This is a genomic window from Mycobacterium sp. 1245111.1, assembly GCF_001673405.1.
GTDB lineage: Bacteria > Actinomycetota > Actinomycetes > Mycobacteriales > Mycobacteriaceae > Mycobacterium.
The window spans coordinates 90891-116920 of record NZ_LZLV01000020.1; the positions used below are offsets into that span (position 1 = coordinate 90891).

Below are 26030 nucleotides of genomic sequence, written 5' to 3' on the forward strand. Positions count from 1 at the left end.
AGGTCATTCCTACCTGTTCGCTCGGTACGCCGTCACGATTGGTTCCAATTCGTCAGGAGTCGCACCGTGCATGATGACCGCGTCGGCGCCGTAGTCGAATTCCTTGCCGATGCGGTCGACGCACTGCTGAGCCGAGCCGGTGGCCGACGGCTCGAGCCATTCGTCGGGAATCAGCGTGGCGATGTGCTCGATCTGCTCGGCCGTGGCCTTGTGGTCGATACCGCCGGCGATCGAGGTCACCACCGAGTCGGCTCGAAAGCGTTCCAGGACGGCGGGATCCCAGTCATTGGTCCGCACCAACAGGTCGCCATAGCCCTGAAGGTAGGTGGCCAGCCGCGCGACCGTCTTCTTCAACCGCAGCTGTTCGGGCAGGTGGTCGCCGACCGTGGCGAAGCACGACCACACCCGCACGCTGTCGGGGTCGCGACCGGCTGCCTCTGCGGCGGACTTCACGGCTGCGACGCAGCGCTGCAACGTCTCGGGGGTGAAGTACGTGTGCAAGATGACGTCGTCGAACGCCCGGCCGCCCAGCGCCAGGGTGTTGGGCCCGAACGCGACCAGTGCGAGCCGGATGTCCTCGCGAAAGTCCGGATCCAGGAAAAGGACTGGGTACTTACCCATCGGACCGTCGTGGTTGAAGATCACCTCGCCGTGCCACAGCCGACGCATGACCTGAGCCCAATCCTCCATCTGCGCCGTCGTGACGGCCGGGATGCCGAACGCCCCGTAGATCGCGGCGATGCCGCGGCCCACGCCCAGAGTAAAGCGCCCGCCGGACAATCGGTGCATGGTGGTGGCCCAGGATCCGGTGATCAACGGATGACGGGTGTTGTGATTGGTTGCGGCGGTCGCGATCTGCATTCGACTCGTGACCGCGCACGCCGCCCCGACCAACGACGACGCCTCCTTGACGTTCCATCGCTCCGAGATGAACGCCGTGCCGAAGCCCAGCTCCTCGCCGCGGCGGGCCTCGTCCATCAGCGTGGCCGGGCCTTCACCGCCCGCCCCGGCCAGCAGGTAGTAGCCCAATTCGTCCAGCTGCCGGTCCGTCAATTCCCAACCCCTTGTTTGTAGCCGCAGTTCCACACCTCGGTGATCCTGCCGTCCACGACGTGGAACACCTCAATACTCGCGACGTTGGTTTCGTCGGACCCGATCGACCGCCTGTTCGACTTCGTGCCGGATCACGGTCTCGGCGAACAAGTCGTTCGCCAGCTCGAAGTCCCGCTCATTCCAGACGACTAGGTTGTAGAGCTCAACCACCTCACGTGCTGTGCGGCTGCTCACCGGACCTCCCCGGCCACACCGCGCAAGAACTCCTCGGTGACCCCAAAAACCCTGCGCGAGAACACATGGCCGACATGACCGCCGTCGTACCAATACAGTTGACCGCCCCATCGCGCCTGCAGCGCATCGGTGGGCGCGCGCATCGCCATCCGGTCATGCCACGCGCCGACGATCAGGCGGCGCTCCGGAGGTGGCGCCGGGTCGACGGCGAGCGGATCGATCACCGAAGTCAGTTTCGCAACCACCGGCGAGCCGAGCAGCTGCCGGAACTCATCCCGCGACGAACCCCACCGGCCGAGGTGCTGAGCGATCATCGCGTTGAGCCCGAGGATCGGCGTGTAGAGACCCACCGCGTCGATGTCGCGCTCCAGATGCGACACCAGCGCGGCGACCGGAGTTCCCATCGAAATCCCGCATACCACAACGGCACTGGCCTGCGATCGCACCCATCGCACGACGGCTCGGATCTCCGAGACCGCGCGCATCATGCCGGCGACGTTCCCGAGCGGATCCATGTCCGGATACGCCGGCCATTCCCGGCGTCGACAGCCATGACCGGGCTGCACCGGCATCGCGACGTTGAAGCCGAGTTGGTGATGGATGCGTCCGACTCGGGTCAACAGCAGGTCCTCGACGCCGCCCTGGCCGGCGCCGTGCACCCACACCAGCCACGGCCTCGCCCCGCCGGGGTGACGGCACAGATGGACGACGGCGTCGACCGGGCCGCCCAATCCTTCTGCCGCCAGTGTCTTCGGTAGCGCCGGGTCGTGCTCGAACGTGAGCCGCTCATAGGCCAGTCCGGCCACCCGCCGGCGTTCAATTGTCTTGACCCGCAACGGCGCCGGCGCGGCGTGAGCACCGTCGATGCCCAGCGCTGACAACTCCTCGGCCGCCGCGCTGCACTGGTCGGGTGACCGGATATCCTGCGGCGCTCCGCCGAGCAGCGAAAAGCCGGACAGGACAAGCTCGTCCAGCATGACCTCGCCGAACTGACGGACACCGCGCGGGGACGCCGGATTCCATCCCGTCGACCCGTACAACCCCGCTAGGGTGCGCGGGAGTAGCAGGCCCAACTCGCGGGCCGCATTCAAGCCGAGTGTCGGCAACGACATGCCGTTCATCAGTGCATCGAAATCTCAGGCATTGCCACCGGTGATCTGCTGAATGGTCCGGGTCAGATGCAGGGTCTTGATCCGCCAGCTGCCATCCCGCTTTTCGTAGGTCTCGTGGTAGTGACCGGCGCCGTGCAACTCGTTGCCGTTGCCGAAGATAATCCAATCCTCCATCGTCCAAATGCCGGAGGCGATTTCCGGCGAGGTGAGGGTGATCTCCGGGGTGTGGCAGTGGTGCATGGTTGCCAAGACCACCACGTCGTCGCTGAACACGCTGCGCCAGCCGTCGGCGTCCTTGGCGTCGAGAAAGCGGCAATAACGGGCTTTCAACTGCCGGATCGCTTCGAGTTCGTCAACCACGTCCCGGTGCCTCCTGGTCCTGAAATCTATACTGTAACGTATTTAGTATCACTGGAAAGAGGTCTGGAGGAACCGGCGTGAAAGTTCCCTTCACCTGGAAAGTCACCGGCTGGTTCATGGTTGGCTGGTCACCGGAATTCCCGGTCGGCGAGACCCGGCCGTTGCGTTATTTCGGTGAGGATCTGGTCGCCTATCGCGACGAGCAGGGTGAGCTCCATGTGCTGGAGGCTCACTGCAAGCATCTCGGGGCCCACATCGGCCACGGCGGCACGGTCGTCGGCGACTGCGTCCAGTGCCCATTCCACGGCTGGCGCTGGGGGCCGGACGGCACCAATCGCTACATTCCCTACCAGCCGGACCGGCCCAACAAGGTGTTGCGGTTGCGGGTGTATCCGGTCCGCGAGCAGCACGACTGCGTGTTCATCTGGCACCAGCCGGAAGGCAAAGAGCCACAGTGGGATATGCCGGATATCTTCGACAAGTTTCCGCAATTCGAGACCGATCCAACCGCGTACTATCGCGCATACCCGGAATTCTCTCGACGCGCCGAGCGCGAGCCGGTGCATCCGCAGATCGTGGCCGAGAACGCGCCCGACAGTGCACATTTCGAGTATGTGCACCATGCCACGGTGACGCCCCGGGTGCTGGATTGGAAGATCGTCGACCACGAGTGGCAGTTCGTCGCGGGCTGGCCGGACGCCAGCAGCGACGACCCGGAAGATCTCGCGTTGCGCTTTCACAGTCACCTATTCGGATTGGGCGGGGCGATCAGCGTGTTCGAGGGCGCCCAGAACCACCGGCTGATCTTCACCTGCACGCCGGTCGACGACGAGTGCTCGGACCTGTTCTATTCGATCTGGTGGCCAAGGCTTTCCGGGGACTCCTCCGACGTCCCAAACCGCGAACTGCGCGACACCATCGAAAAGCATTTCCTGTCGACGGTCTTCGACGATCTGCAGATCTGGCGCTACCAGAAGTATGTCGAACATCCCGCGCTGTCCAGAGAAGACGCGAAAGGGTATATGGCACTGCGTAAGTGGGCGACCCAGTTCTACGAAGTGCCGGCGTGACGATGAGGTTGGCCGACATCGCGGCGCCCGAGCACACCGCGATCGTGACCCAGGAGTGCCAAGGCGCCGTCATCGGTCCCGACGCCGGCTTGGCGCAGCTCGCCGAGGAGGCGCGCCGCGTGGCGTTGCCCAACATCACCCGGTTGTTACCGGTCGCCCGCACGGCCGGTGTGCGGCTGGTGCACTGCACGGTCCAGCGGCGTCCCGACGGGCTCGGCGCCAACCACAATGCCAAGATCTTCGCGATCGGGCGTGGCGAGGTGAACATCGTGCCCGGCACGCCGGGAGCCGCGGTACTGCCCGAATTAGGCCCTGAGCCAACCGATCTCGTCCTCAGCAGGTGGCATGGCATCGGTCCGATGGGCGGAACGGATCTGGACGCGGTGCTGCGCAATCTCGGGGTGTCCACCATCGTGGTCGTCGGGGTCTCGCTGAACATCGCGATCCCCAATGTCGTGATGGACGCTGTCAACGCCGCCTATCGCGTGGTCGTGCCGCGCGACGCCGTCGCGGGCATCCCCACCGAGTACGGCAATGCGATCATCGACAACATGCTGTCGTTGCTGGCGACGATCACCAGCACCGACGATCTGCTTCAGGCCTGGAGCCCACACAAGGAGACTTCGTGACCGAAACCGCGCCCGCCGCCCGAGGTGGTTTTCCCGACGTCAAACCGGTCGAGGACGCGCCACCGGAACTGGGCCGATTCGTGACGGCGCTGCGCCGGCTGCAGGATCTGACCGTCTCCACCAACCCTGGCGGCCCACTGTGGGCCGACGCGACGGCGCACCTCGAGAGCGCGTGCGCGCTGCTGGACGGCCATCAGGTTCCCGAGACCGACGCGGTCGCTGGCCGCGTGTTGAGCGAACCTGGACTGGCCCATCCGCTGCTGCCGCCGTGGAGTGTGACCGACTCGGGAACCGACGGCGTGACTATGGCCGGGCACTTCACCGATGCACACGTGGGCGGCAATCGAGCCGTGCACGGCGGCATGATTCCGCTGCTGTACGACTGGCTGTTCGGGATGACTGTGACCGCCGGAAACATCCGGCCGACCCGAACCGCATACCTGCACGTCGACTACCGCAAGGTCACCCCGATCGACGAGCCGCTGCAGGCTCGGGCGGCGATCACCAAGGTCGACGACCGCAAGGTTTTCATAGAGGCTACTATGACATCGGCCGACGGCGATGTCCTCAGCGAAGCCAACGGCCTGATGGTTCGCTTGCTCCCGCACCAGCCGTAAGGGTCCAGATGTCCGACACTGCAGTCGAATTCACCGTTCCCGACGTCACCGCCGCAGTCGCCGCGGCGATTCCAGACCGCGAGCTGATCATCCAGGGCGACAAGCGGTACACCTACGCCGAGATCATGGACCGGTCGCGCCGATTGGCCGCCTACCTGCACTCCCGTGGGCTTGGCTGTCACACCGAGCGATCGGCGCTCGACGGCCACGAGGTCGGGCAGGATCTCGTCGGCCTCTACGCCTACAACGGCAACGAATTCGTCGAGTCGTTGGTCGGTGCGTTCGCCGCGCGGGTGGCACCGTTCAACGTCAACTACCGCTACGTCAAGAGCGAGTTGCAGTATCTGCTTGCCGACTCGGGTGCGACGGCCCTGATCTACCACTCCGCGTTCGCACCGCGGGTCGCGGAAGTCTTGCCGGACCTTCCGGAGCTGCGGGTGCTGATTCAGATTGCCGACGACTCGGGCAACCCGCTGCTCTACGGCGCCGTGGACTACGAGACCGTCATCAAAGGCGAAGCTCCACGAGCCGCGGTCCAGCACTCCCCCGACGATCTGTACGTGCTCTACACCGGCGGCACGACCGGGATGCCGAAAGGTGTGCTGTGGCGGCAACACGACATCTTCATGACGTCCTTCGGTGGGCGCAATCTGATGACGGGCGAGTGCACCAATTCGCTCGACGAGATCGTGGCACGGCTGAGCGGAAGCACGCCCACGAAGCTGATGATCCTGCCGCCGCTGATTCACGGCGCTGCGCAATGGAGCGTGATGACCGCGATCACGACAGGACAGACCGTCGTGTTTCCCTCCGTCGTCGACCATTTGGACGCTGACGACGTGGTCCGCACCATCGAACGCGAACAAGTGATGACCGTGACCGTGGTCGGCGATGCCGTGGCGCGGCCATTGGTCGCCGCGATCGAAAAGGGCATCGCCGACGTATCGTCGCTGGCAGTGGTGGCCAACGGCGGAGCGCTGCTGACGCCCTACATCAAACAACGTCTGATCGAGGTGCTGCCCAACGCCATCGTCGTCGACGGTGTGGGATCGTCGGAGACCGGCTCACAGATGAGTCACCTCTCGACGAACGGGGCCGTCTCGACCGGCACGTTCAACGCCGGACCGGACACCTTCGTCGCCGCCGAAGATCTCGGATCGCTGCTGCAGCCGGGCCACGATGGCATGGGCTGGCTCGCCCAAAGGGGTTACGTGCCACTGGGTTACAAGGGTGACGCCAAAAAGACCGCCGCCACCTTCCCGGTGATCGACGGTGTGCGGTACGCCGTTCCGGGCGACCGGGCACGGCATCGAGACGACGGCCACATCGAACTACTGGGCCGTGACTCGGTGACGATCAACTCCGGCGGCGAGAAGATCTTCGTCGAGGAGGTCGAAACCGCGATCGCATCGCATCCCGCCGTGACCGATGTCGTCGTCACCGGGCGCCCCAGCGAGCGGTGGGGCCAGGAAGTGGTCGCCGTCGTGGCGCTCACCCACGGCGCGCAGGTCGAGGCCGCGGAGCTAATCGACCATGCTGCACAGACATTGGCTCGCTACAAGCTGCCGAAGGCGATCGTCTTCCGGGCCGCGATCGAGCGCAGCCCAGCCGGCAAGGCCGACTACCGGTGGGCCCGCGAACAAGCGGTCAACGAACTGCCATGAGCGACGACGAGGTACGGGCCGCGCTGCAGCGCCACTGGGATGCCTCTGACGTCAACGACTTCGACACCGAGCATGAAATCTACCGCGACGATGCGGTTCTCGAGTATCCACAGTCGGGCGAGCGCATCAGAGGCCGTAGCAACATCCAGGCCTCCCGTACCGCCCAGCCAAACCTCAAGCGCTTCACCGTGACATGCATGCGCGGTAGCGGCGACCTATGGGTCAGCGAACTGGTGATGACTTATGACGGAAAGCCCTCGTACGTGGTCAGCATCATGGAGTTCGAAGCGGGGCACGTCATCCGCGAATCGCAATATTTCGGCGACCCGTTCGAACCTGGGCCGTCTCGCGCTCAGTGGGTCGAGCCGATGGACTGAGCCGCACCCAGCGCTACCGGCAGGTATGTGAGCCCATGTAATCCGATGGTGCGGTTGAAGATCGGGTCGCCGGCCAGCGTCAGGTGTGGATAGCGCTCGAATAGCGACTGCAGGCCGACGTGCAGTTCCATCCGCGCCAGCGCCGCGCCCAGGCAGACGTGGAGGCCCGTGCCGAAGCTGATGTGCTCGCGAGCATTGGCCCGGGTCACATCGAACACGTCGGGATCCGCGAAAACTGCGGGATCGCGATTGGCTCCACCTGCCAACAGGAAAATGGGCTCGTCTTTCCGAACCGAATACCCTTGAATGTCAAGGTCTTCGGTAGCGATCCGCGGCACCAATTGACCCGCCGTGTCGTAGCGAAGGATCTCCTCGACTGCGTTAGGCCAGCCGTCCGGGTCGGCCGACAAGGTAGCCAACTGGTCAGGATGACGGATCAGCGCAACGATGGCCTTGCTCATGACATGCGCAGTGGTGACGAAGCCCGCGCCGAGAAGTAGGCCCGCGAGTCCCCTCAACTCAGCTTCGGTTAAGTCTCCGCTTCGTACGACGTCGGACATGATGCTGTCGGCGGTGCGGTCGTTTCTAAGCCGCTCGACATGCTCACCGAGGTACTCATCGAACTCGCGCATAATGGCTGTGCCAGAACGAAAGTCGCGCCACGATGCGGACGTCGTTCCGATCATGTTCGATATCGTCCCGGCGACTTCCTGGAGGTAGGGCGCCTCGCCAGGCGGTACTCCCATCATCTCGGCGATGATCGCGAGCGGAATCTGCGAGGTGTATTCGGCAACGAGATCGCAGTCGGTGCGGCCTTCCAGGCGGCGAAGTAACTCGTCGACCACCTCGTGAACGCGGGCACGGAGTCCGTCCAACGCTCGCGGCGTGAACGCCCGCGACACTGGCCGACGAAGCCGCGTGTGCTCGGGCGGATCGCTGACCAGCAGCGACGGCGGTTCGAGCGGATTGAGCACATTGGGATTGGTCTTAGCCAGCATCCACTGGACCGCACGAAACACCGATCGATCTTGGGGTTTGAGCGTCCTGAACCGCCCGTCGCGCAGCACTTCGCGCACGATCTGCGCGTCAGCGGTCACCCAACCGCTGAGACTGGTAACGCGCGACATTCGTCCGCGCCGCCGAATCTGCTCGATCAGCGGATAAATATCGTCGACGGGACGGATGTCGATGGTGATCAGCTGCGCGAGCGGGTCGCCCCGTCGCCCCAGCACGCTGAGCATCGCGCGGGACGGCGCATACCCCAGCGCCCAATGGGTCCAATTCCGAACCGGCACGCCCATGTGCCCACACTCCCGACGATCGGTTGTGGTCGAGCTTAGGTCGCTCGCAGCGAGACCGGTAGGTGTTTAAGTCCGTGTAATCCAATGATGTTGTTATAGGTGGGTTTGCCGGCGAGGGTCAACTGTGGGAAGCGCTCGAACAGAGCCTGCAGCCCAATCTGGACTTCCATCCGTCCGAGGGCGGCGCCCAAGCAGGTGTGCACACCGGTACCGAACGTGAGGTGGTCGCGGGCGTTGGAACGGGTGGTGTCGAAGGTGTTCGGGTCGTCGAAGACCGCCGGATCCCGGTTGGCCCCGCCGTACATGATGAATACGGCCTCGCCAGCTCGGATCGAATACCCTTCGATTTCAAGGTCTTTCGCCGTGACCCGCGGTACGAATTGGACCGGGGTGTCGTAGCGCAGGATTTCCTCGACGGCGTTGGGCCATCCCTCGGGGTTCGCGCACAGCGCGGCGAGCTGGTCCCGGTGACGGGTGAGCACAATGACGGCCTTGCCCAAAATATGTGTCGTGGTGATGAACCCGGCACCAAAGAGCAGCGCGGCGAGCATTTTGAGCTCGTCCATAGTCAGATCGCTGTCGCGGATGAGGTCGGACATGATGCTATCGCCGCCGCTGACCCGTAGTCGCTCGATGTGCTTTCCGACGTATCCTTCGAATTCACGCAACACAGTGATGCCGGAGCGGTAATTCCGCCACGATGCGCCCACGGTGCCAAGCAAACTCGTTGCGGTCTCCGCTACTTGGAGAAGGTAGGCCGTGTCGTGGCGTGGCATCCCCATCAATTCGGCGATCACCGCGACCGGGATCTGGGAGGCGTACTCGGCGACCAGATCACACTCAGCCCGGCCTTCCAGGTCGTCGAGCAGCCCGTTGGCGAGGTCGTGAATACGTGCGCGAAGTCGATCCAGCGCCCGTGGCGTGAATGCCCGCGTCACCGGCTGCCGTAGCCGGGCGTGGTCGGGCGGATCGGTGACCAGCATCGAGGGCGGCTCGATCGGATTCATCACGCCGGGGTCGGTCTTGGCAAGGATCCATTGGCCGAGCCGAAACGGTGACCGATCGCTGGGTTTCGCGGTCCTGATCCGGCTGTCGCGCAGCACCTCGCGAAGGATCTGCATGTCGGTACTGACCCAGCCGGCTCCCGGTACGCGAGACATGCGCCCGCGCGCGCGAACCTGCTCGATAAGCGGGTAGATGTCGTCGACCGGGTTGCTGTCGATGGTCAGCAGTTTGGCCATCGGGTCATCCTGTCGTGCCAGCAGTTTCAGCATCGTGCGCGGAAGGCCATAGCCTGCCGCCCAATGCGTCAGGTCCCGGACCGGCAGGTCCATCTGCCCACACTCCCTGTCAATCGACTGCGTAAGAGCCCGAGGGCCTGCGCTGAACGGGTCTACTCTCGTCATTATGTTTGCAGCGTTCGGATTCGAAACCATGGGCGTGGTGGTGGGAGACATGTTCTTTGTCGACCCGACACCGAACGAAGGCCAGGAAACCCCGGAGCGCGGTGTCCGATTGGAACTGCGTCTGGTCGACAAGGGCGAGCCGCAGGGTTCGATTTACGCGGGCGTGCCTATCTCGCTGGCCCGCCCGGTGTGGCGGGTCGACCTGTTCGGGTCGACGGCGAGCCCACCCGGGACGCTGGACCGGGCCCATCACCACCCGAAATTCAGCGGTTGGGAGCCGGGTCGCCGCAATTTCGTTCCCGAGCTGTCGGCCGATCCGGTGTCGTGGCTCGCCAATGAGCTCGCCCACCCCGACGCGGTGCTGAGCCGCGCCGGTGTCGACCCGGACGACGTCAGCGAGGCCGACAAGGCCGGGCTGGCCGCGTCGGCCCCGGACATCGTCGCCGCAGTGAAGCGGATGTTGGACGGCGTGCGGAACGGCGAGTTGGCTCCCGAGCCCGCCGAGCCCGTCGCGGCAGCGCGCACCGGCTGGCTCTAACCGCGGTCCCGTATAGGCCGTCACTGAAGTCGGTGAGGCTGAGGCGGCCGCGTCCGGTTACGTCTGCAGTAGGTCATTTATGGGGAGAATTCCCCATGATTTTGAGGGCTGCGGTCCAGCACACTTTTTATCGAGCGCAGTGCATCTGCAGGTCCGTAGGGATGAGCGGTGATCGCGATGTGGATGCCTATCGCACCCCCCGCGATGAATTGCGGAACGCGTACCGAAGAAGGAGTAACCGAGTGAAGATCATTCCCCGTCGCGTCGCACAGCACATCGATCGTGTGGATCGCCAACGCAGTCTGGTGATCGGGATTAGCTGCGGACTGCTCGCCTTCTGGTCGCTCTACCGTGTGATGTGGTCGATCTACCTCTCGATGAGCTACAACGTTCTATTCGGCTCGTTGGTATTCCAGATCGTCTTGTGGGGTGTCATCGGAATAGTCGCGGCCATCGCCGCCACCGGATTTCTGACCCGGTATGCGAAGACTCCGACGGTGGACGAGACAAGCGAAACCCGCCAACTATGAATCGACACCCCCACGCAGTGGGCGCCGAAGGTGGCAGGCAGTCAGCGGCCGGCGCGCCACGGCCATCAGTCGGAGCTACTCGGTGTGTGCTGACAGAGCTTCCACGGCTCGGCAGCTCGGAGCCGCCCAAACCGGTCCTCGCGATCGAAGTGGATCACCACACGATCCGCGTGCTAGACGTCGACACTAATGTCCTCGTCGCGTCGACGTCGCTTGCGGAGGTGACGTCGACGCCGGCAGAACATGGCGGGATCCCGGTGTTGGTGTTGCGTGGTCCAGGTTTACCTACCCTGATCATTCGACCGCACGGCGGTGCCGGCACGTGGCGAAGAAGCGCCCGGACGCAGCAGCCGAATTACTTGGCCACCGACACGGAGTGGCTCGGTTTGGCTGACAGATTGGACCTGGCCTCCGACCTAGTAGATGAGTTCACGCCGCATACCCTGGGCGAGCACATTACGGCCTTCGTTGCCGAGTTCTATGCAGAAAACCCGTGGACATGGCGCGCCCCCTTGATGTTTGGGGTGGTGGCGTTGGTCGTGGCTGCGTGTGCGCCCTCGGGGGCTCCCGTGGCGCTCGCGATTGGTTTAGCGTTCCTGGGCATAGCGCTGCTTGCCTGGCGTTTCAAGTGGCGCTTTTGAGGTTGGCTGCGATGAAACAACCTTCAGTAGATAAGCCTTTGCAAGCCCAGAAGATGGGGTGATCGCCCCGTAGTTTCTTCAGCCTGACTCAACCCACATTGTGATCGCACCCAGCGGGACGTCCGATTTGGCGATGGGCCGCGATCACGCTGCGCCAGCGCTCACCCATCGCCTTACGTGCCGGTAACGGCTCGAGCCCCTGCGGTGGGACGACAACCGTTCGGGCCGAGGCTAATTCGCTGAGACTCGACTCGTCATTGAAGGAACATCGCTCATGCACCTTGTCGCCCTAGCAATCTCGTCGGCCGACTCGTTGGACCAGTTCTTCGTCGAGTTGCTGCCGATGCTGTCCATTGCTCCGATCGCCATTTGGCTGTATCTGATGCTGAAGTACCGTGATCCGAGTCTTCGCAGCCCGACCATCGCAGGTACTGCCCAAGTGTTATCGGTGAAGGTGGCGCCTTGGGTCATCGGCAACCCAGGCAACGGCGACCGGCCATGCACCGTCGGTCTACGCGTCAGCGTGCCCGAGCGCGAGAGCTACGAGGTGAAGGTGCGGCAAAAGGTCGACAACTTCGTCTTGAGGTTGCGACTTGCGCCGGGAGCGACCGTGCCGGTGGAGGTCGACGCGCGCAACCCGCAGCGCGTACGGATCGACTTCAAACGTTGGAGTTCAGCGGCGACGGGCACCCTAGGAGCCCCACGGATCGTGGTCAATGGTGCGCCGATCGTCGTCACAAGCGAGCCGGCATACCCGAACGATCAGGCGTCGACTCCGCCCGCTGACCTGGACACCATGACACACGCTTACGCGAGCAATCCCACGGCGGTGCCGGTCATTTCGGCGGCCGATCTGATCGCCCACGGTCAACGAGTATCGGCTGTCCTCAAGTCGTTCGCCCCAACCGGGACTACTCCTCGAAGCCTCCACAGAACCCCGAGCCGACCTGAACTCCTCGACGCGCCGCACTATGTTTTCGAGGTCGAATTACATGTGCCGAACCTGCCTGCGATCACCGCACGTTCCGTGCAGGCTGTTCCGGTCGCACAGGTCCCACAGTTGTTCCTGGGGAAACAACTGCCCTGCGTAGTCGACCCCTGCGACCCCAGTCGCCGCTGGGCCATCGACTGGGCACAGCTACCAACGCCGCCTGACTCGCGATACTGATTCGCAACGCACCCTCTGGATCGTTGTGGCTCTATGCCAGAACTCGCCAGCCTGCTGAGGTCACTAGCTGGTACACCTAGGCGGCACTGTCTGGTCAGCGCACTACCGGGTTTCTTGAAGTCACACCGTTCAGATCGGGAACAGAGCCTCGGTAACGCCGAGGATGAATGCGTTCGGCGCGTCGACCCAGAGCGAATTGAATCCGGCGACCTCGAGCAGTTCGGCGGCAGGAAGGTCGCCTGCGGTCATCAGGTTGACGGCCTGCATGAAGTCGATGTTGGCCGTGTTGGTGAAGCCCTGAACCTCTGTGAGGGTGGACGCCCAGTCTAAGGGAATGCCGACTTGGCCAATTTCGATCGGCCCATTCACAGCGGTGTTGGAAAGCGCGTCTATCGAATCGACAAAGATGTTTTCTTCCGGCGCGATCAGCAGGTTCTCGAGGCCGGGCAGAGCGTTGTATGCGCCCAATGTCACATCGCCGATAGAGAAGTAGGACTGAGCCGCGTCTAGATAGGAATCGCCGGCTGCGACGGCGAACTGGACATTGTTCAGCAGGTCACCGAGGGGGTCGTCGGCGTGGGCGATGGGCGCTATAGCCAGTTCGCTCAGCGCCCAGAGAGTCAGGCCGGCGGTTGCGGCGGCGACGGCGCCGAGACGCTTGGTGCGCCGATCAATTCTGTGGCCCATGTGAGTTCCCCTCCGAACAAATTTGCCTGAGCTAATGCTGAGAAGTCTGCGTTGAGCAGGGCGCGCGCGCATGGGGAAAGTTCCCTAAGTTCGTGTGCTCAGTCGCCGGCGGAAGGTGCGGCTGGCTCAGAATTTGCCGGGGACTGATTCAGCGCGTGCGCGGCCGGCCGGTCTCGGAACATAATCTTCTTCCGCTGCGACAGCCTGCCGGTACGTTGCTCAACGAAGCGAGCATTCGGCCGACAACGCAACGGCTTTCGGCACGGCGGCCTCGCGCCTGTATCGAAAGTTGTAAGAACAAGGGTGTTCGGCTGCTTCTCGTTAGGCTCACATGCTCAAAGTCTTCGCACAGGAACTGGGCGTCGCGATGGGGTAACTAGGCTCTCATCGCCGCCCGTGTGTCCACTCGTGTGGTCCTGCACCGCTTTTCGAGGTGCGTCATTGCGAGTAGTTGCGCTGCAATCGAGCACCCACGTTTGCAATTTGCGTTTCACGGATCGAATTGCACTTGCACAGGCCACCACTGGGAGTTTGCTGCGAATGTGCTTGGACACCTAACGGCGAGAAAATGTCTGAGATTAGTATCAGCAAAATTTAGGTCCCGCTAAGTGTGGGCACCTGCAGTCGCAGTATTCACGATCACCCGGGAGTTCCGATGACCAATACTGTCCGTCGCTTGGCTACGGGTGTGGGTTTAGCCGGAGGAGCAGCGGTCGCCGCTGCGATGATCGGGACCGTCGGTGCGCCGGCGGCTTGGGCGGACGACGGGTCTATCCCGACAGATATCGGGCTGCTTAATACGGCACAAACCGATATTGTCGAGGCCTTCAGCTTGTCAGGCCACGCGGACGCGGGCACAGGATTTTTCCCTGAATTGGAGGCAATTCAGACGCCCCTGCTGTCATCTGACAACAGTTTGGTGTCGGGCTTCGGCGAGGTGTTGTTCAACGGCCCAGATCAGAATCTTTTCCAGGCCAGCGAGGCCTTCCTGTCAGCCGCCGAGGCCCTCTCGTCCGATACGACAAACCTCATTGCGCTCGGCGACTACGCTTCAACGGGTTTCCAGGTCATCGACTCCATCTTTGGCGAAATCCCCTCGACTATCATCGGCAAGCTCACCGATCAGATCTTTGACATCGGAGGCTTTGACACCGGCGGCGCCGGCACCGCTGCGGACATCGCGACCAGCGCCGCCGCGGCTGGCAATCAGTACGACCCCGCCGTGTTCGACTACAGCGCGGACCCGAACAACATATTTTCGCCCGTCTACACGATCTCGCCGACAGGTCCCGAGGATGTCACCGTGACCGATGCGAGCGGCGATGTCTTCGGCACGCAAGAGTTCACCATCTCCGAACTTGGTTTCCCCGTGGGGACATTCACCGGCAACGTCGAGTACGGCGCCGTCTCCAGCCCGCTCGACATATTCGGCAGCCCCTACGGGGAGGACATCAGCGTATTAGGCGTACCCGGAACCCTGCTGCCAGAGAACACCAGCTTCGTCGTCGAGGAATTCGGTGGCGGATGGGGCAACGTACTGGAACTGGCCATGAACAGCACCGGAACCTCCGACACCGTCGGCGATTACCTGATGACACCATTCGGCACCGAAAACCTCACTCCCATCGTCGATTTCTTACTCAACTACACCGGCACTCTGCCCGAAGCCGCGACCGCCGTTGATCCGTCGTCGTTCGTCGATCTGCTGTCGTCCATCGGGCTGTAATCCCGGCAGTGGGTGCGCAGATGATGGACAGCAAACACTCATACAGGCCGCGAATGAAGACCGCGGTCGACGCCATACTGCGCGCTGCGTACCTGGCCGGTGCCTGCGCGCTCGCGGTGCTGATCGTTGCTCTCGCAGCGCCGGGTCATGTTGTCGCCCCGTGGGTTTCACCGCAATCACGTACCCAAGCAATTGGTGGTGGATATTCCTGGTGCAAACATCTGGCATGGGCCTACCGCAACAATCCGAACGTCGCAGTCCCGATGTGGTGTACGGGCTCCATGTGGATGCTAGGGGTTTTACCTCGCGGCTACGTTCCCTACGATGCCCCACCGGGCTATTTCTATTGGCCGTGCTGCGATCCGCCACCCGATTCTCCGCCGCCACGGCCACCGGGTGACCAGCCACGGGTACCCGATGAACCGGGTGACGATTCGCCGCCGCCATCACCTGTCCCGGTTTCGCCGTGAGGAAACACTCGGGTACCGCGGTCACGATGTTCACGGCTGCGCTGATCGCCTCTCCCGCAGCGGCTTACGCAGACTGTGGAGACCCCGGCCAAGACCCCTGCACCGGCCCCGTGCCCACCGTCGATCAGGTGGTCGCGATCATGGCCGAATTGACTGACCCGCATAAGCCCGCCGCCGACAAGGGCGACATCGTCACGCCCGGGTTCTCGCCCGACGAAGCTGGCACGATTGATAACCATCTTCGCCGAATGGACGCTGTCCAGATCGTGCCGCTGTCATTCGTCGTGACCGACATTCAGGCCGCACCAGACAATTTCGCGGGAGCCACCTTGGCGACCACCGGGTCGTTTCATCAAGTCAGCAAGGCCAAGCCCATCGTGCTCGTCAATCAACACGGGCACTGGTTCCTCACACACGGCAGCGCCATGACCGCAATGGACGCATTCTGGTACAACGCTCGTCGCTACGGCAGCGCGCCGTTCGTTCCGTGAGACGTCGCAGGGAAAGTGAAGGCGCGCATAAAGTCCGCCGCAGAGATATAGGTAGTCAAGATGACACTCAGACAACACAGCCTTCGGGACTATCCGACAGCAAAATCCCCTCCTGCCTAACGCAGGAGGGGATCAGCTACTGGTGGTGTTTAGTCCAAGCGCTCGATGATGGTGGCGTTGGCCATGCCGCCGCCCTCGCACATCGTCTGCAGGGCGTACCGGCCGCCGCGTTGTTCGAGAGCGTTGACCATCGTGGTCATGATGCGAGCACCGCTGGCGCCCAACGGATGTCCGATCGCGATCGCGCCGCCGTTGACGTTGGTCTTGGCTAGATCGGCGCCGGTGTCCTTCGCCCACGCCAGCACCACCGGAGCGAAGGCCTCGTTGACCTCGAACAGGTCGATGTCGGACAGTTTCAGCCCGGCACGGTGCAGCACCCTCTCGGTGGCCGGGATGACACCGGTCAGCATGTAGAGCGGATCCGAGCCCACCACCGTGGTGGTGTGAATCCGGGCGAGCGGACGCAAACCGAGTTTCTTCGCGGCCGCTCCGCTGGTGATCAACACCGCGGCACTGCCGTCGGACAGCGGCGACGAGTTCCCCGGCGTGATCTCCCAATTGATCTGCGGGAAGCGCTCTCCCACCGCCGCGTCGTAGAACGCCGGCTTCAGTCCGGCCAGCGTCTCGACGGTGGTGCCGGGCCGGATGATCTCGTCGGTGCTCAACCCCGCGATCGGGGCCAGCTCGTTCTCGAAGAGCCCGTCTTTCGTTGCGCGCGCGGCCTTCTCGTGGCTGCCCGCGGAGAACTCATCCAGTTCGGCCCGCGAGAAACCCCAACGCGCGGCGATCAGTTCGGCACTGATGCCCTGCGGTACGAGGCCGTCGGGATAGCGGTCCTTCATGCCGTCGCCGAACGGGTTGCTGCCCGGCAGAACCGAACTGCCCATCGGCACCCGGCTCATGGATTCCACACCGGCCGCCACGACGATGTCATAGGCGCCGGCGAGCACGCCCTGGGCGGCGAAGCTGATCGCCTGTTGGCTGCTCCCGCATTGGCGGTCGATCGTCGTACCCGGAACCGACTCGGGGAAGCCCGCGCCCAGCAGTGAATTACGCGCGATGTTAACCGCCTGATCGCCGACCTGGGTCACCGCTCCCGCGATTACGTCGTCGATCTGCGCCGGGTCCACGCCGCTGCGCACCACCAGCTCCCGCAAGCTGTGCGCCAACAGGTCCGCCGGCAGGATGCCGTGCAGAGCGCCGCTCGCCTTGCCCTTGCCGACAGGCGTGCGTACTGCGCCCACAATGACGGCGTCGCGATCCTGGTATCCCATGACTCCTCCTTGAGTCCACCACTAGGTTTATGTCGCTATACCCAGGTGTAACACCTAGGTATACTGGGAGCAACCCAGAATGGAGGTGATGTATGCCACTCCTGCAAGGCGTGCTGGCCGATCGCGACGCCTGGTCGGCGGTCGGCCACTGCGCGATCGAAAAGACCATGTCAGCGCTCGGCACCAAGTCCGCGATGCTGATCATGCGCGAGGCCTACTACGGCACCACCCGATTCGACGACTTCGCCCATCGCGTGGGAATCACCAAGGCCGCCGCCGCGGCGCGACTGTCCGAACTGGTCGACCTCGGACTGATGACGCGCCAGCCCTACCGCGAGCCGGGACAGCGCACGCGCGACGAATACGTCCTCACGGAGGCCGGCGTCGATTTCATGCCGGTGGTGTGGGCGATGTTCGAATGGGGCAGGCGTCACCTGCCCGGCCACAACCGGCTCCGTCTCACGCACCTCGACTGCGGGGCCGACGCGACCGTCGAAATCCGCTGCACTGAAGGCCACCCAGTGCCTCCCGACGAGCTCGGTGTGCGGTTGGCGCGGCAAGGTCGCGATTGAGCGGACGACTGTCGGTCAGGTCGGCGGCATCGCTGATGGCGGACGAAATCCGGAATGCGCCAAAGCAACTGACATGCAACTGCCGATCGGGCCGCTGTGGTCGACGAGCACGGCCGAACCGGTGGCTATCCCGTCGTTGCTGTAGTGAGTTTGTGAGGCCAAGCCGATGTGGGGTCCGTCTGGCAGGCGGCTCAGCGCCAGCGTGTAGTCGACGTTGATGAACTGGAGCGCGCGGGTTCCCCAGTTGGCGATTGAGGCCGTGACGTCGCCGGCCATCGCGGCGCGGGTGAACGCGCTCAATGGTTCGGTGTCGAGCAACGGACGGGTCTCCTCTAACCACGTGTATTTCGGTCCGGGTGAGGCGGCCCATTCGGGATCGGGATTCTGCAGCCCGACGCCCCAGCCGTAGGTCCGGATAAACAGTGAGGGGTGGTTGCCGTTCTGCTCGACGGGTAGCGGTGGCATCTGCACGGGTGCTGACCACACGTCACCCTCGGGCTGCTGGCCGCGCCGCAAAAACAGTGCGCTGCCACGCGCCACCGCGGTGCCCTGCTGGAAGAGCACGACTTCCACGAGCCGCAACCGCCGCCGCTCGTGGTGGACGCGAGTGTGCAGCTCCACCGGTTCCAATGCCATGGGTGCGGGAAGGTCGACGGTCAGCGGACATGCCGCCGGGGGGCTCTTGGCCTGGGCGGCCGAAAGCGCGGTCGACGATCCGCAGTTGCACCCCGCGCGGCTGACCGTCGGCCCCCACCCGCCGCGCGCGATTGGGGTTGGCACGTAACGATCTTCGTCGCGCCGAAAGTACGCGGAGTGCGCCGCCGGCTCGACATCATCCGTGACGGTGTTCGGCTCGGTCATTCTGATGCGTCCCTTCTGGAAGCCCACATCCTATACTGTAATCTTTACAGTACGAGCGTCTAGCGAAGACGGAGAAGCTGTGGAAAGTCCAGTTCAAGATGTGGCCGTCAGCGACGACAAGCCTGTCGACTTCATCCGTAACCCGTACCCCTACTTCGCCCAGAAACGAACCGATGCGCCAGTGGTCCGCGGGACGGTCATCGACTACTCGAAGACGCCGGAGTCGCTACGTCCGAAAAACCCGTTCGCGGCTGTGTCGTTCGAGGCGGTGAACGCCGCGTTCCGCGACGCCCAGGTATTCAGCTCGACCTACTACGACAACACGATCGGGTTGTTCATCGGTCCCTCCATCTTGGCGATGGCCGGCAAAACGCATCGCGAACACCGCAATTTGGTGTCCGCGGCGTTCAAGTCGAAGGCGCTTGCGCGTTGGGAACCCGAGATCGTGCGGCCGATCTGCGATGGGCTCATCGACGAATTCGTCGACGCCGGAACCGCAGATCTCGTCCGCGATTTCACCTTCGAGTTTCCGACCCGCGTGATCGCCAAGCTCTTGGGTCTGCCCGCAGAAGATCTGCCCGCATTCCGCAAGCGCGCGGTGCAGTTGATCAACTACACGGTCAAATACGAGCGCGCCTTCGAAGCCTCCGCCGCGCTGAAGGACTACTTCCTGGAACAGATCGAGCAACGCCGGACCAAACCGACCGAAGACATCATCGGGGATCTGGTGACCGCCGAGATCGACGGCGAAAAGCTCAGCGACGAAGCGATCTACTCGTTCCTGCGGTTGCTGCTGCCCGCCGGCCTGGAGACCACCTACCGGTCGTCGGGCAACCTACTGTTCTTGTTGCTCACCCATCCCGAGCAGTTCGCCGCGGTGCAGGCCGACCGCACGCTGATCGCGCCGGCGATCGAAGAAGGGTTGCGCTTCGAGACACCGCTGACCACGGTCCAACGGTTCACCACCGAAGACACTGTGCTGCAGGGTGTTACGATCCCGAAGGGGTCTGCTGTCGACCTGTGCATCGGCTCGGCGAATCGCGACCAGCGCCGCTGGGAACGCTCGGAGGAATTCGACATTTTCCGCGCGCAGACGCCGCACATCTCCTTCGCCGCCGGTGAACACACCTGCCTGGGGCTGCACCTCGCACGCATGGAAACCCGAGTTGCGTTGGAGTGCCTGCTGAACCGCCTGACCGACATTGAGCTCATCACCGACAACGACCCGCACATCTACGGCCAGCCGTTCCGCTCGCCGACCGCACTCCCGGTGACCTTCGCACCGCTGAGCCCGACAGGAGCTACCGCATGAATGACGTAGCCATCATCGGCGTCGGGCTACATCCATTCGGTCGCTTCGAAGGCAAGTCCGCGATGCAGATGGGAGTCGACGCGATCTTTGCCGCGATCACCGACGCTGGTGTCGCGTGGCAGGACATCGAGTTCGCCACCGGCGGCAGCTGGACAGTGGCTAACCCCGACGCGATCGTCGCTATGGTCGGACTGACCGGCATTCCGTTCACCAACGTGTTCAACGCGTGCGCGACGGCGGCCAGTGCGCTAAAGGCGTGCGCCGACGGGATCCGGTTGGGCGACTACGACATCGGCATCGCCGTCGGCATGGACAAGCATCCGCGCGGAGCGTTCACCGAAGACCCGGCGCTCGTGGGTATGCCGAGCTGGTATGCCGAGAACGGCCAGTATCTCACCACGCAGTTCTTCGGTATGAAAGCGAACCGCTATCTGCACGAGCACCACATCTCCCAGGAGACACTCGCCAAAGTCGCGGCAAAGAACTTCCGCAACGGTGTGTTGAATCCCAACGCATTCCGGCGTAAACCGATTTCCGAAGAGGCCATCCTGGCGTCTCCGACACTGAACTACCCGCTGACACAGTACATGTTCTGCGCACCCGACGAGGGTGCCGCGGCCGCGGTGATGTGCCGGGCGGACATTGCGCACCGTTACACCTCCAAGCCGGTATACCTGCGGGCGGTGGAGATCCGGACTCGCCGTTACGGCGCCTACGAGGTCAACACCACCTTCGCTCCGGTCGAGGAGGACGTGTCTCCGACTGTTTACGCCGCCACGGCAGCCTTCGAAAAGGCCGGCGTGGCACCGGAAGACGTCGACGTCATCCAACTGCAGGACACCGATGCGGGTGCCGAAATCATCCACATGGCCGAGTGCGGGTTCTGCGCGCACGGCGATCAGCAAAAGCTGCTGGCCGAGGGCGCCACCGAGATCGGCGGGACGATGCCGATCAACACCGACGGTGGACTGATCGCCAACGGTGAGCCAATCGGCGCCTCGGGGCTGCGCCAGGTTCACGAAATCGTTCGCCAGCTCCGCGGCGAGGCGGGCGACCGACAGATCCCAGGCAATCCGAAGGTCGGGTTTGCTCAGCTATACGGCGCGCCCGGGACAGCGGCCGCAACCGTCCTGACGGCCTGAACCGGCGTTACGAAACCCTCTTCGGCGCTGAGTAGTTCGGCTTGCCCAAGCCCAGCACGTATTGCGCGATCATGTTGCGGAACACCTCCAGGGTGCCGCCGTAGATTCCGACGAGCGGTGCGAAGCGGTACGCGTATTCCGATGCGCCATCGTCGGCCGCGCCATCGGTGCCCATTGGCAGCGCCGACGCGGTGCCGAGCAGATCCATCAGCTCCGGTGACACGTCGCGCATCGTCTGCGCGATCGCCACCCGGCCGAAGATGCTCGGCGCGCTGAGCGCCGCCTCGATTCTCGCTGCGCTGCGACCCAACCGATATGCCACCGAGCCGTCGTCAACCAGCCTGTGCCCGTTGGGATCCCGTTCCGCCGTCTTGGCTGCCGCCTTGTCCAGCGCGTCGGCCATGAAGCCGGCCTGATGCATCATGATCGAGACGTCCTGAAGGCCGTCGGGCGCGGCCGCGACCGCGCCGTGCTCGGTGTTGAGTGGCTCACGCAGCACGGTCCAGCCCGCGTTGACCTCGCCCAGTCGGTACTTGTCGTCGACGCGGACGTCGCTGTAGTAGACGAGGTTGGTGCGGTCGCCGTCGACGGTGCGGATGCCCTGGATGTCGATGCCCGGGGAATCCAGCGGCACCAGGAACATGGTCAGGCTCTTGTGCTTTGGCGCCTCGGGGTCGGTGTTGGTGATCAGAAACACGTACTGGCATTTGTGTGCGCCAGTGGTGAACATCTTCGAGCCATTGATAACCCAGCCGTCGCCGTCGCGCACGGCGCGGGTCTTGCAGGTCGCGATGTCGGAACCGCCCTCGGGTTCGGTGTAACCCAAGCACAGCCGCACCTCGCCGCTGAAGACCCGCGGCATGACTTCGGCCTGCAGCTCCGGTGAGCCGAATTTCGCCACCGAACGCGCCACCATGGCGGTGGTCCCCCAAGTCACCCAGGGAACGTGCACCCGGCGCTTTTCCAGTTCCCAGATGCGACGGCGAACCCGGGTGAAGCCGCCCTCGGACGCGCCTTTCCACTCGCCTTCCAGGTAACCGGCGGCACCGAGGGCCAAATGCACGCCCTCGTCGAAGTTGTCACCGGTTTCCCGGTCACGCCGCCGAACCTCGTCGGTGACGTGAGTGGTCAGAAAGTCGCGGGCCTCCTCGAGGAAGGCTTGATCGCCATCGGCGAGGGTGACTCGTGAGAAATCCACTTATATGTCCTTTCCTCAACGGCTTTCACGAGCGGCAACGAGCTCACCGACATATTTGGCGCTTGCGCCGGGGTCGCCGCCGGCCAGGGCCCACCCGCGGGCACGCACCAGATACGCCGTCGCGGCGGCCTCCGCGGAAACACCGAGACCGCCCTGCACGTGCACGGCCATCGTCGCGGCTTTCGACGCTTCTTCGGCCATGAACACAAACGCCGACGGCGCCAGCTCGGGACGCTCGTCGGGCTCGTTATCCAGGAACCACGCCGCACGGCGCGCCAGATTGCGGCCGCCTTGCACGGCGATCGCAATGTTGGCCAGCGGATGCGAGATGCCCTGCAGCGTCGAAATCGGCACACCGAGCGTGTAGCGGGTCTTGGCGAACTCCGCAGCGATCGTCATCGTCTCTTCGACCAGCCCGGTCAGCGCCGCGGCCATCAACACCCGCCACTCATCCAGTGCGCGTTGGTATTCCGCCAGCGCCTCGGGCCCGCTGCCGAGAACCACGCTGGCGTCGGCGGCATCCGGATCGACCCATGCCATCGGGAGCCGACCGATGTTGTCCACCTTTGTCGGCCGGGTGTCGAATTGAAGTCGGACAACGGCCCCATCTCCACTACCGTCCCGCACGATGATCTGGTCGGCGATCGACGCGGCGGGAATCAGCCGGATCCCGGTGACACTGTCATGTTGGGGGTCCAATGAGGCGATCTGCTTGCCGCTGACAATGTCGGGTTCGGCCGCCCCCAGCCGGGTGAGCAACCGTGCGGCGCAGACGTGGTCGATCCACGGCACGGGTGCCAGTGAGCGGCCGATCTCCTCGGCGACCAACGTCAGGTCGACGAGCGTTGCACCGTCTCCGCCGACGTCGGCGGGCAACGCCATCGTAGTGGCGCCCATCCCGCACAACCGTTCCCAGAGGCTCTTGTCGAAGCCGGATTCCTCTGCGGCGCGGACGGTTTCGATCGGGCAGTGCGTCTTGAAGAAGTCTTTGTAGGCGGCCTGTAGCGCTTGGTGGTCCTCGCTGAGACTGTAGTCAAGTCTGCGGAGTTCGTAACGGTCCATAGTCAGTGCTCCTCGTCGCCCTCGAAAAAGAAGGTGTGCGCATTGGTGTAGAGGTACTTCTCCAGAACGTCGGCGGGTAGGTCCAGTGCCTGGGCTTCAGGGATCACGCGGCGCATCTTCAGCACTGGCCAGTCCGAGGCATAGATCACCTTGTCTGGTCCGCGGGTCCGCATGTAGTGCAGCAGGCTGTCGGGTAGCCGTTTTGGTGACCAGGCCGAGGTCATCAGGCGCAGGTTCGAATACTTGATGAGCAGCCGGATCGCGATGTCCCACCAAGGATCTGCGCCGTGGATCATGCACAACTTCAATTCGGGGAAGCGCACGCACACCCGGTCGAGGTGGATCGGGTTTTGCACCTCACCGGGAATCGGCGGACCGGGAAGTCCGGTGTTGATGCACAGCGGCAGCCCGATCTCGGCGCACTTGGTGTACAGCGGGTAGTAGACGGCGTCGCTCGGCGGGTACATGCCATCGCCCCAGAAGCTCGGGCCGACAACGGCATACGCGACCGGAAGGTCGTCGACCACCGCGCTGAGTTCGCGTAGCGACGGCATCGGCCGAAGCAGGTTGACACCGCCCATGGCGAGCGCGAATCGATCGGGCTTGGCTTCGACGAATTTTCGCGCCGTGACCGACGGCTTCGCCAGGTTGTCCATCAGGATCGCCTTGCGCACACCCTGCTCATCCATCTCATCGATGAGCGCGGACATGTCGACCGGGGCGAACATCGAGTCGGGGCCTTTGAAGTAGTCGTCGCGAACCTTGAGCATCCACGTCGGTTGCTGTTCGGTCTCACCGAAATGCACGTTGACCAGGCAGTCGATGACTTGGTTTGTGCTCATGTGGACATCGACGCCTTTTCTGTCGCTTGCCTTTTCGCCCAGCGGTAGTCGGCCTTGCCGTTACCCAGGCGATGAACCTGATCGACGGGGATGAATTCCTTGGGCACCTTGAACCTCGCCAGATGTGAGGCGCAGTATTCCGGCAACGACTCTGGGGCGGCGACCCCGTCGGGCAGCTGGATCAGAGCGACAATCTCCTCGCCCCACCGTTCGCTCGGACGGCCGACCACCAGCGCATCGGCGATATCCGGATGCGCCCGCAGCACCTCTTCGACCTCCTCGACGAACACCTTCTCGCCGCCGGTGTTGACCACCAACGAGTCACGGCCATACAGACGCAGTGTCCCGTCGGCCTCGAGCGCTGCGCGGTCGCCCGATATCACCACGCGCTTGCCCTCGACCACCGGGAAGGTCTTGCGGGTGGCGTCCGGATCGTTGAGGTATCCCAACGGAATCCGGCCTTCCCTGGCGGCCCAACCCACCTCGCTGTCGCCCGGGGAGAGGAAATGACTGTAATCCTCGGAGAGCACGAGTCCGCCCTCGCGCAGCGTGAAGGTATCAGTTCGGGTGTCTCCGTGGCTGTGCCCGAATCCCATGTTTCCGGTCTCCGACGACCCGTATCCGTTGATCAGAACAAGCTGAGGCAGCAGTTCCAGCAGTGCCTGTTGATGTATGGGATTCGTTGCGGCACCGCCCGTGCCGATCGAGACCAGCGACGACAACTCGTAGCTGCCTCGACGCAATTCGGCGACAAGTGGCCCGGCGTAGGCATCCCCCACCATCGTCATCATGCCCACCTTCTCGCGCTCCGCGATTTCCCATACCAATCGCGGGTCGAGTTTCTTGCTGGTGTCGTACAGCACCACGGTCAGGCCGGCCATGATGGCGGCGAACGCGGTCCACATACCGGCGGCATGCATCAGCGGCGACACCGCGAACCAGGGCGGTCCGGCGTTGTTGCGACTGATCTTGTCACGGATATCTTGAGCGCACGCGTGATCGGCGCCCACCATCGACGAGACGTACATGTCGGATTGACGCCACAGCACGCCCTTTGGGCGCCCGGTGGTGCCACCGGTGCAGACCATCAGCAGATCGTCGGGAGACACGTCGATAGCTTGGTCCGTATCCCCTTGCAACAGAGCATCTTCCAGCGAGACCGCACCCGGCAGCTCCGATGCCTCCCACCCGTCGTCAATCGACAGCAGTAGGTCGACACCAACCCGCTCAAGCGCATCGGCGAACTTGGCACCGAGCGACTTGTGATAGATCACGGCGCGCGGGCGCACGTAGTCCAGCAGTTCGCGGACTTCGCGCGGCGTGTAGTTGTAGTTGACATTCACTGGAACGGTGCGGGCCTTCAGACAGCCGATCACCATGTCGACGTAGAGATCGCTGTGCATGATCAGCGCCACTCGGTCCTGCCCGCATTCCCAATTCTGCAGGGCGTCACGTTCCTGATGGACACCGAAACCGTTGGCCGCGAGGTAGTTCGCCAACCGTCGGGTACGGTCCGCGGTCTCGGCGAACGTCCTACGTCTGTCACCACAGACGGTGATCTCGCGGTCCGGAATCGCCTCGGCGATCACGTCGAACACCGCACCGATGGTCCACTCGCTCATGGCGTCACGAG

26 protein-coding genes and 1 pseudogene are annotated in these 26030 nt (G+C 63.7%); 14 read left to right on the plus strand and 13 right to left on the minus strand.

The window, feature by feature from the left end:
* Positions 1-9: 9 nt before the first annotated feature.
* The 4 genes and pseudogenes from A5658_RS04200 to A5658_RS04215 form a co-directional block, all read right to left on the minus strand.
* Complete coding sequence (locus A5658_RS04200; protein WP_067331473.1) at positions 10-1053, minus strand: TIGR03857 family LLM class F420-dependent oxidoreductase; 1044 nt, start codon at positions 1051-1053, stop codon at positions 10-12.
* A pseudogene (locus A5658_RS04205) lies at positions 1050-1287 on the minus strand (hypothetical protein). The gene A5658_RS04200 and the pseudogene A5658_RS04205 overlap by 4 nt, the downstream one beginning before the upstream one ends.
* Positions 1284-2411: a PHB depolymerase family esterase gene (locus A5658_RS04210; RefSeq protein WP_197503044.1), complete on the minus strand. Its 1128-nt coding sequence runs from the start codon at positions 2409-2411 to the stop codon at positions 1284-1286. Before A5658_RS04210 ends, A5658_RS04205 begins: the two are co-directional and overlap by 4 nt.
* A gap of 12 nt (positions 2412-2423) precedes the next feature.
* On the minus strand, positions 2424-2759 hold the full coding sequence (locus A5658_RS04215; RefSeq protein WP_067331478.1) for a nuclear transport factor 2 family protein: 336 nt from the start codon (positions 2757-2759) through the stop codon (positions 2424-2426).
* A gap of 77 nt (positions 2760-2836) precedes the next feature.
* Here A5658_RS04215 and A5658_RS04220 point away from each other — a divergent pair, with 77 nt between their 5' ends.
* Genes A5658_RS04220 through A5658_RS04240 form a run of 5 tightly spaced genes read left to right on the plus strand, consistent with a single transcriptional unit; the run spans position 2837 to position 7116 of the window.
* Complete coding sequence (locus tag A5658_RS04220; protein WP_067331481.1) at positions 2837-3829, plus strand: Rieske 2Fe-2S domain-containing protein; 993 nt, start codon at positions 2837-2839, stop codon at positions 3827-3829.
* Positions 3830-3831: 2 nt separating this feature from the next.
* Entirely contained in the window at positions 3832-4458 is a 627-nt protein-coding gene (locus A5658_RS04225) for a cysteine hydrolase (RefSeq protein WP_369830479.1), read from the plus strand.
* Positions 4455-5075: a PaaI family thioesterase gene (locus A5658_RS04230; RefSeq protein WP_067331485.1), complete on the plus strand. Its 621-nt coding sequence runs from the start codon at positions 4455-4457 to the stop codon at positions 5073-5075. Before A5658_RS04225 ends, A5658_RS04230 begins: the two co-directional genes overlap by 4 nt.
* 8 nt (positions 5076-5083) lie before the next feature.
* Positions 5084-6739, plus strand: coding sequence for an acyl-CoA synthetase (locus tag A5658_RS04235; protein ID WP_067331488.1), 1656 nt, complete (start codon positions 5084-5086; stop codon positions 6737-6739).
* On the plus strand, positions 6736-7116 hold the full coding sequence (locus tag A5658_RS04240) for a nuclear transport factor 2 family protein (protein ID WP_067331499.1): 381 nt from the start codon (positions 6736-6738) through the stop codon (positions 7114-7116). Before A5658_RS04235 ends, A5658_RS04240 begins: the two co-directional genes overlap by 4 nt.
* On the opposite strand, the gene A5658_RS04245 is transcribed toward A5658_RS04240, so the two are convergent.
* Both A5658_RS04245 and A5658_RS04250 read right to left on the minus strand, forming a co-directional pair.
* The gene (locus A5658_RS04245) at positions 7092-8417 is read right to left on the minus strand and encodes a cytochrome P450 (RefSeq protein WP_067331500.1); all 1326 of its coding nucleotides are present in this window, start codon (positions 8415-8417) and stop codon (positions 7092-7094) included. The genes A5658_RS04240 and A5658_RS04245 overlap by 25 nt on opposite strands.
* A 35-nt stretch (positions 8418-8452) precedes the next feature.
* On the minus strand, positions 8453-9751 hold the full coding sequence (locus A5658_RS04250) for a cytochrome P450 (RefSeq protein WP_067331504.1): 1299 nt from the start codon (positions 9749-9751) through the stop codon (positions 8453-8455).
* A gap of 73 nt (positions 9752-9824) precedes the next feature.
* On the opposite strand from A5658_RS04250, the gene A5658_RS04255 reads away from it, so the two are divergent.
* From A5658_RS04255 to A5658_RS04270, 4 genes are all read left to right on the plus strand, one after another.
* Entirely contained in the window at positions 9825-10361 is a 537-nt protein-coding gene (locus A5658_RS04255; protein WP_067331506.1) for a hypothetical protein, read from the plus strand.
* A gap of 242 nt (positions 10362-10603) precedes the next feature.
* Entirely contained in the window at positions 10604-10891 is a 288-nt protein-coding gene (locus A5658_RS04260) for a hypothetical protein (protein ID WP_067331508.1), read from the plus strand.
* Between the two features lie 86 nt (positions 10892-10977).
* Positions 10978-11532 carry a hypothetical protein gene (locus tag A5658_RS04265; RefSeq protein ID WP_156751250.1) on the plus strand — a complete coding sequence of 185 codons (555 nt, stop codon included), beginning with the start codon at positions 10978-10980 and terminating at the stop codon, positions 11530-11532.
* Between the two features lie 274 nt (positions 11533-11806).
* On the plus strand, positions 11807-12700 hold the full coding sequence (locus A5658_RS04270; RefSeq protein ID WP_067331512.1) for a hypothetical protein: 894 nt from the start codon (positions 11807-11809) through the stop codon (positions 12698-12700).
* A 129-nt stretch (positions 12701-12829) separates the two neighbouring features.
* Here the strand turns inward: A5658_RS04270 and A5658_RS04275 are convergent, their stop codons facing one another.
* Positions 12830-13459, minus strand: coding sequence for a hypothetical protein (locus tag A5658_RS04275; RefSeq protein ID WP_156751251.1), 630 nt, complete (start codon positions 13457-13459; stop codon positions 12830-12832).
* A 583-nt stretch (positions 13460-14042) separates the two neighbouring features.
* Between A5658_RS04275 and A5658_RS04280 the strand changes: the two genes are divergently transcribed.
* The gene (locus A5658_RS04280; protein ID WP_156751252.1) at positions 14043-15113 is read left to right on the plus strand and encodes a hypothetical protein; all 1071 of its coding nucleotides are present in this window, start codon (positions 14043-14045) and stop codon (positions 15111-15113) included.
* A gap of 466 nt (positions 15114-15579) precedes the next feature.
* Positions 15580-16074, plus strand: a complete 495-nt coding sequence (locus A5658_RS04285) for a hypothetical protein (protein ID WP_156751253.1) — start codon at positions 15580-15582, stop codon at positions 16072-16074.
* A gap of 149 nt (positions 16075-16223) precedes the next feature.
* Here the strand turns inward: A5658_RS04285 and A5658_RS04290 are convergent, their stop codons facing one another.
* Positions 16224-17408 (minus strand): acetyl-CoA C-acyltransferase, encoded by a 1185-nt coding sequence (locus tag A5658_RS04290; protein ID WP_067331520.1) that lies wholly within the window; start codon positions 17406-17408, stop codon positions 16224-16226.
* 92 nt (positions 17409-17500) lie between these two features.
* Here A5658_RS04290 and A5658_RS04295 point away from each other — a divergent pair, with 92 nt between their 5' ends.
* Entirely contained in the window at positions 17501-17980 is a 480-nt protein-coding gene (locus A5658_RS04295) for a helix-turn-helix domain-containing protein (RefSeq protein ID WP_067331522.1), read from the plus strand.
* A gap of 15 nt (positions 17981-17995) precedes the next feature.
* Here A5658_RS04295 and A5658_RS04300 read toward each other — a convergent pair whose 3' ends face one another.
* Positions 17996-18841, minus strand: a complete 846-nt coding sequence (locus A5658_RS04300; RefSeq protein WP_067331627.1) for an acyl-CoA thioesterase domain-containing protein — start codon at positions 18839-18841, stop codon at positions 17996-17998.
* Positions 18842-18920: 79 nt separating this feature from the next.
* Between A5658_RS04300 and A5658_RS04305 the strand changes: the two genes are divergently transcribed.
* Together A5658_RS04305 and A5658_RS04310 are read left to right on the plus strand one after the other, a co-directional pair.
* A complete protein-coding gene (locus tag A5658_RS04305) occupies positions 18921-20153 on the plus strand; it encodes a cytochrome P450 (RefSeq protein ID WP_067331524.1) in 1233 nt (410 codons plus the stop codon).
* Positions 20150-21295 (plus strand): thiolase family protein, encoded by a 1146-nt coding sequence (locus A5658_RS04310; protein WP_067331526.1) that lies wholly within the window; start codon positions 20150-20152, stop codon positions 21293-21295. The genes A5658_RS04305 and A5658_RS04310 overlap by 4 nt, the downstream gene beginning before the upstream one ends.
* 7 nt (positions 21296-21302) lie before the next feature.
* Here the strand turns inward: A5658_RS04310 and A5658_RS04315 are convergent, their stop codons facing one another.
* Genes A5658_RS04315 through A5658_RS04330 form a run of 4 tightly spaced genes read right to left on the minus strand, consistent with a single transcriptional unit; the run spans position 21303 to position 26019 of the window.
* On the minus strand, positions 21303-22493 hold the full coding sequence (locus A5658_RS04315; protein ID WP_067331529.1) for an acyl-CoA dehydrogenase family protein: 1191 nt from the start codon (positions 22491-22493) through the stop codon (positions 21303-21305).
* Between the two features lie 15 nt (positions 22494-22508).
* On the minus strand, positions 22509-23555 hold the full coding sequence (locus A5658_RS04320; protein ID WP_067331530.1) for an acyl-CoA dehydrogenase family protein: 1047 nt from the start codon (positions 23553-23555) through the stop codon (positions 22509-22511).
* Between the two features lie 2 nt (positions 23556-23557).
* Complete coding sequence (locus A5658_RS04325) at positions 23558-24397, minus strand: amidohydrolase family protein (protein ID WP_067331531.1); 840 nt, start codon at positions 24395-24397, stop codon at positions 23558-23560.
* Complete coding sequence (locus tag A5658_RS04330; protein ID WP_067331532.1) at positions 24394-26019, minus strand: acyl-CoA synthetase; 1626 nt, start codon at positions 26017-26019, stop codon at positions 24394-24396. The genes A5658_RS04325 and A5658_RS04330 overlap by 4 nt, the downstream gene beginning before the upstream one ends.
* Positions 26020-26030 lie beyond the last annotated feature (11 nt).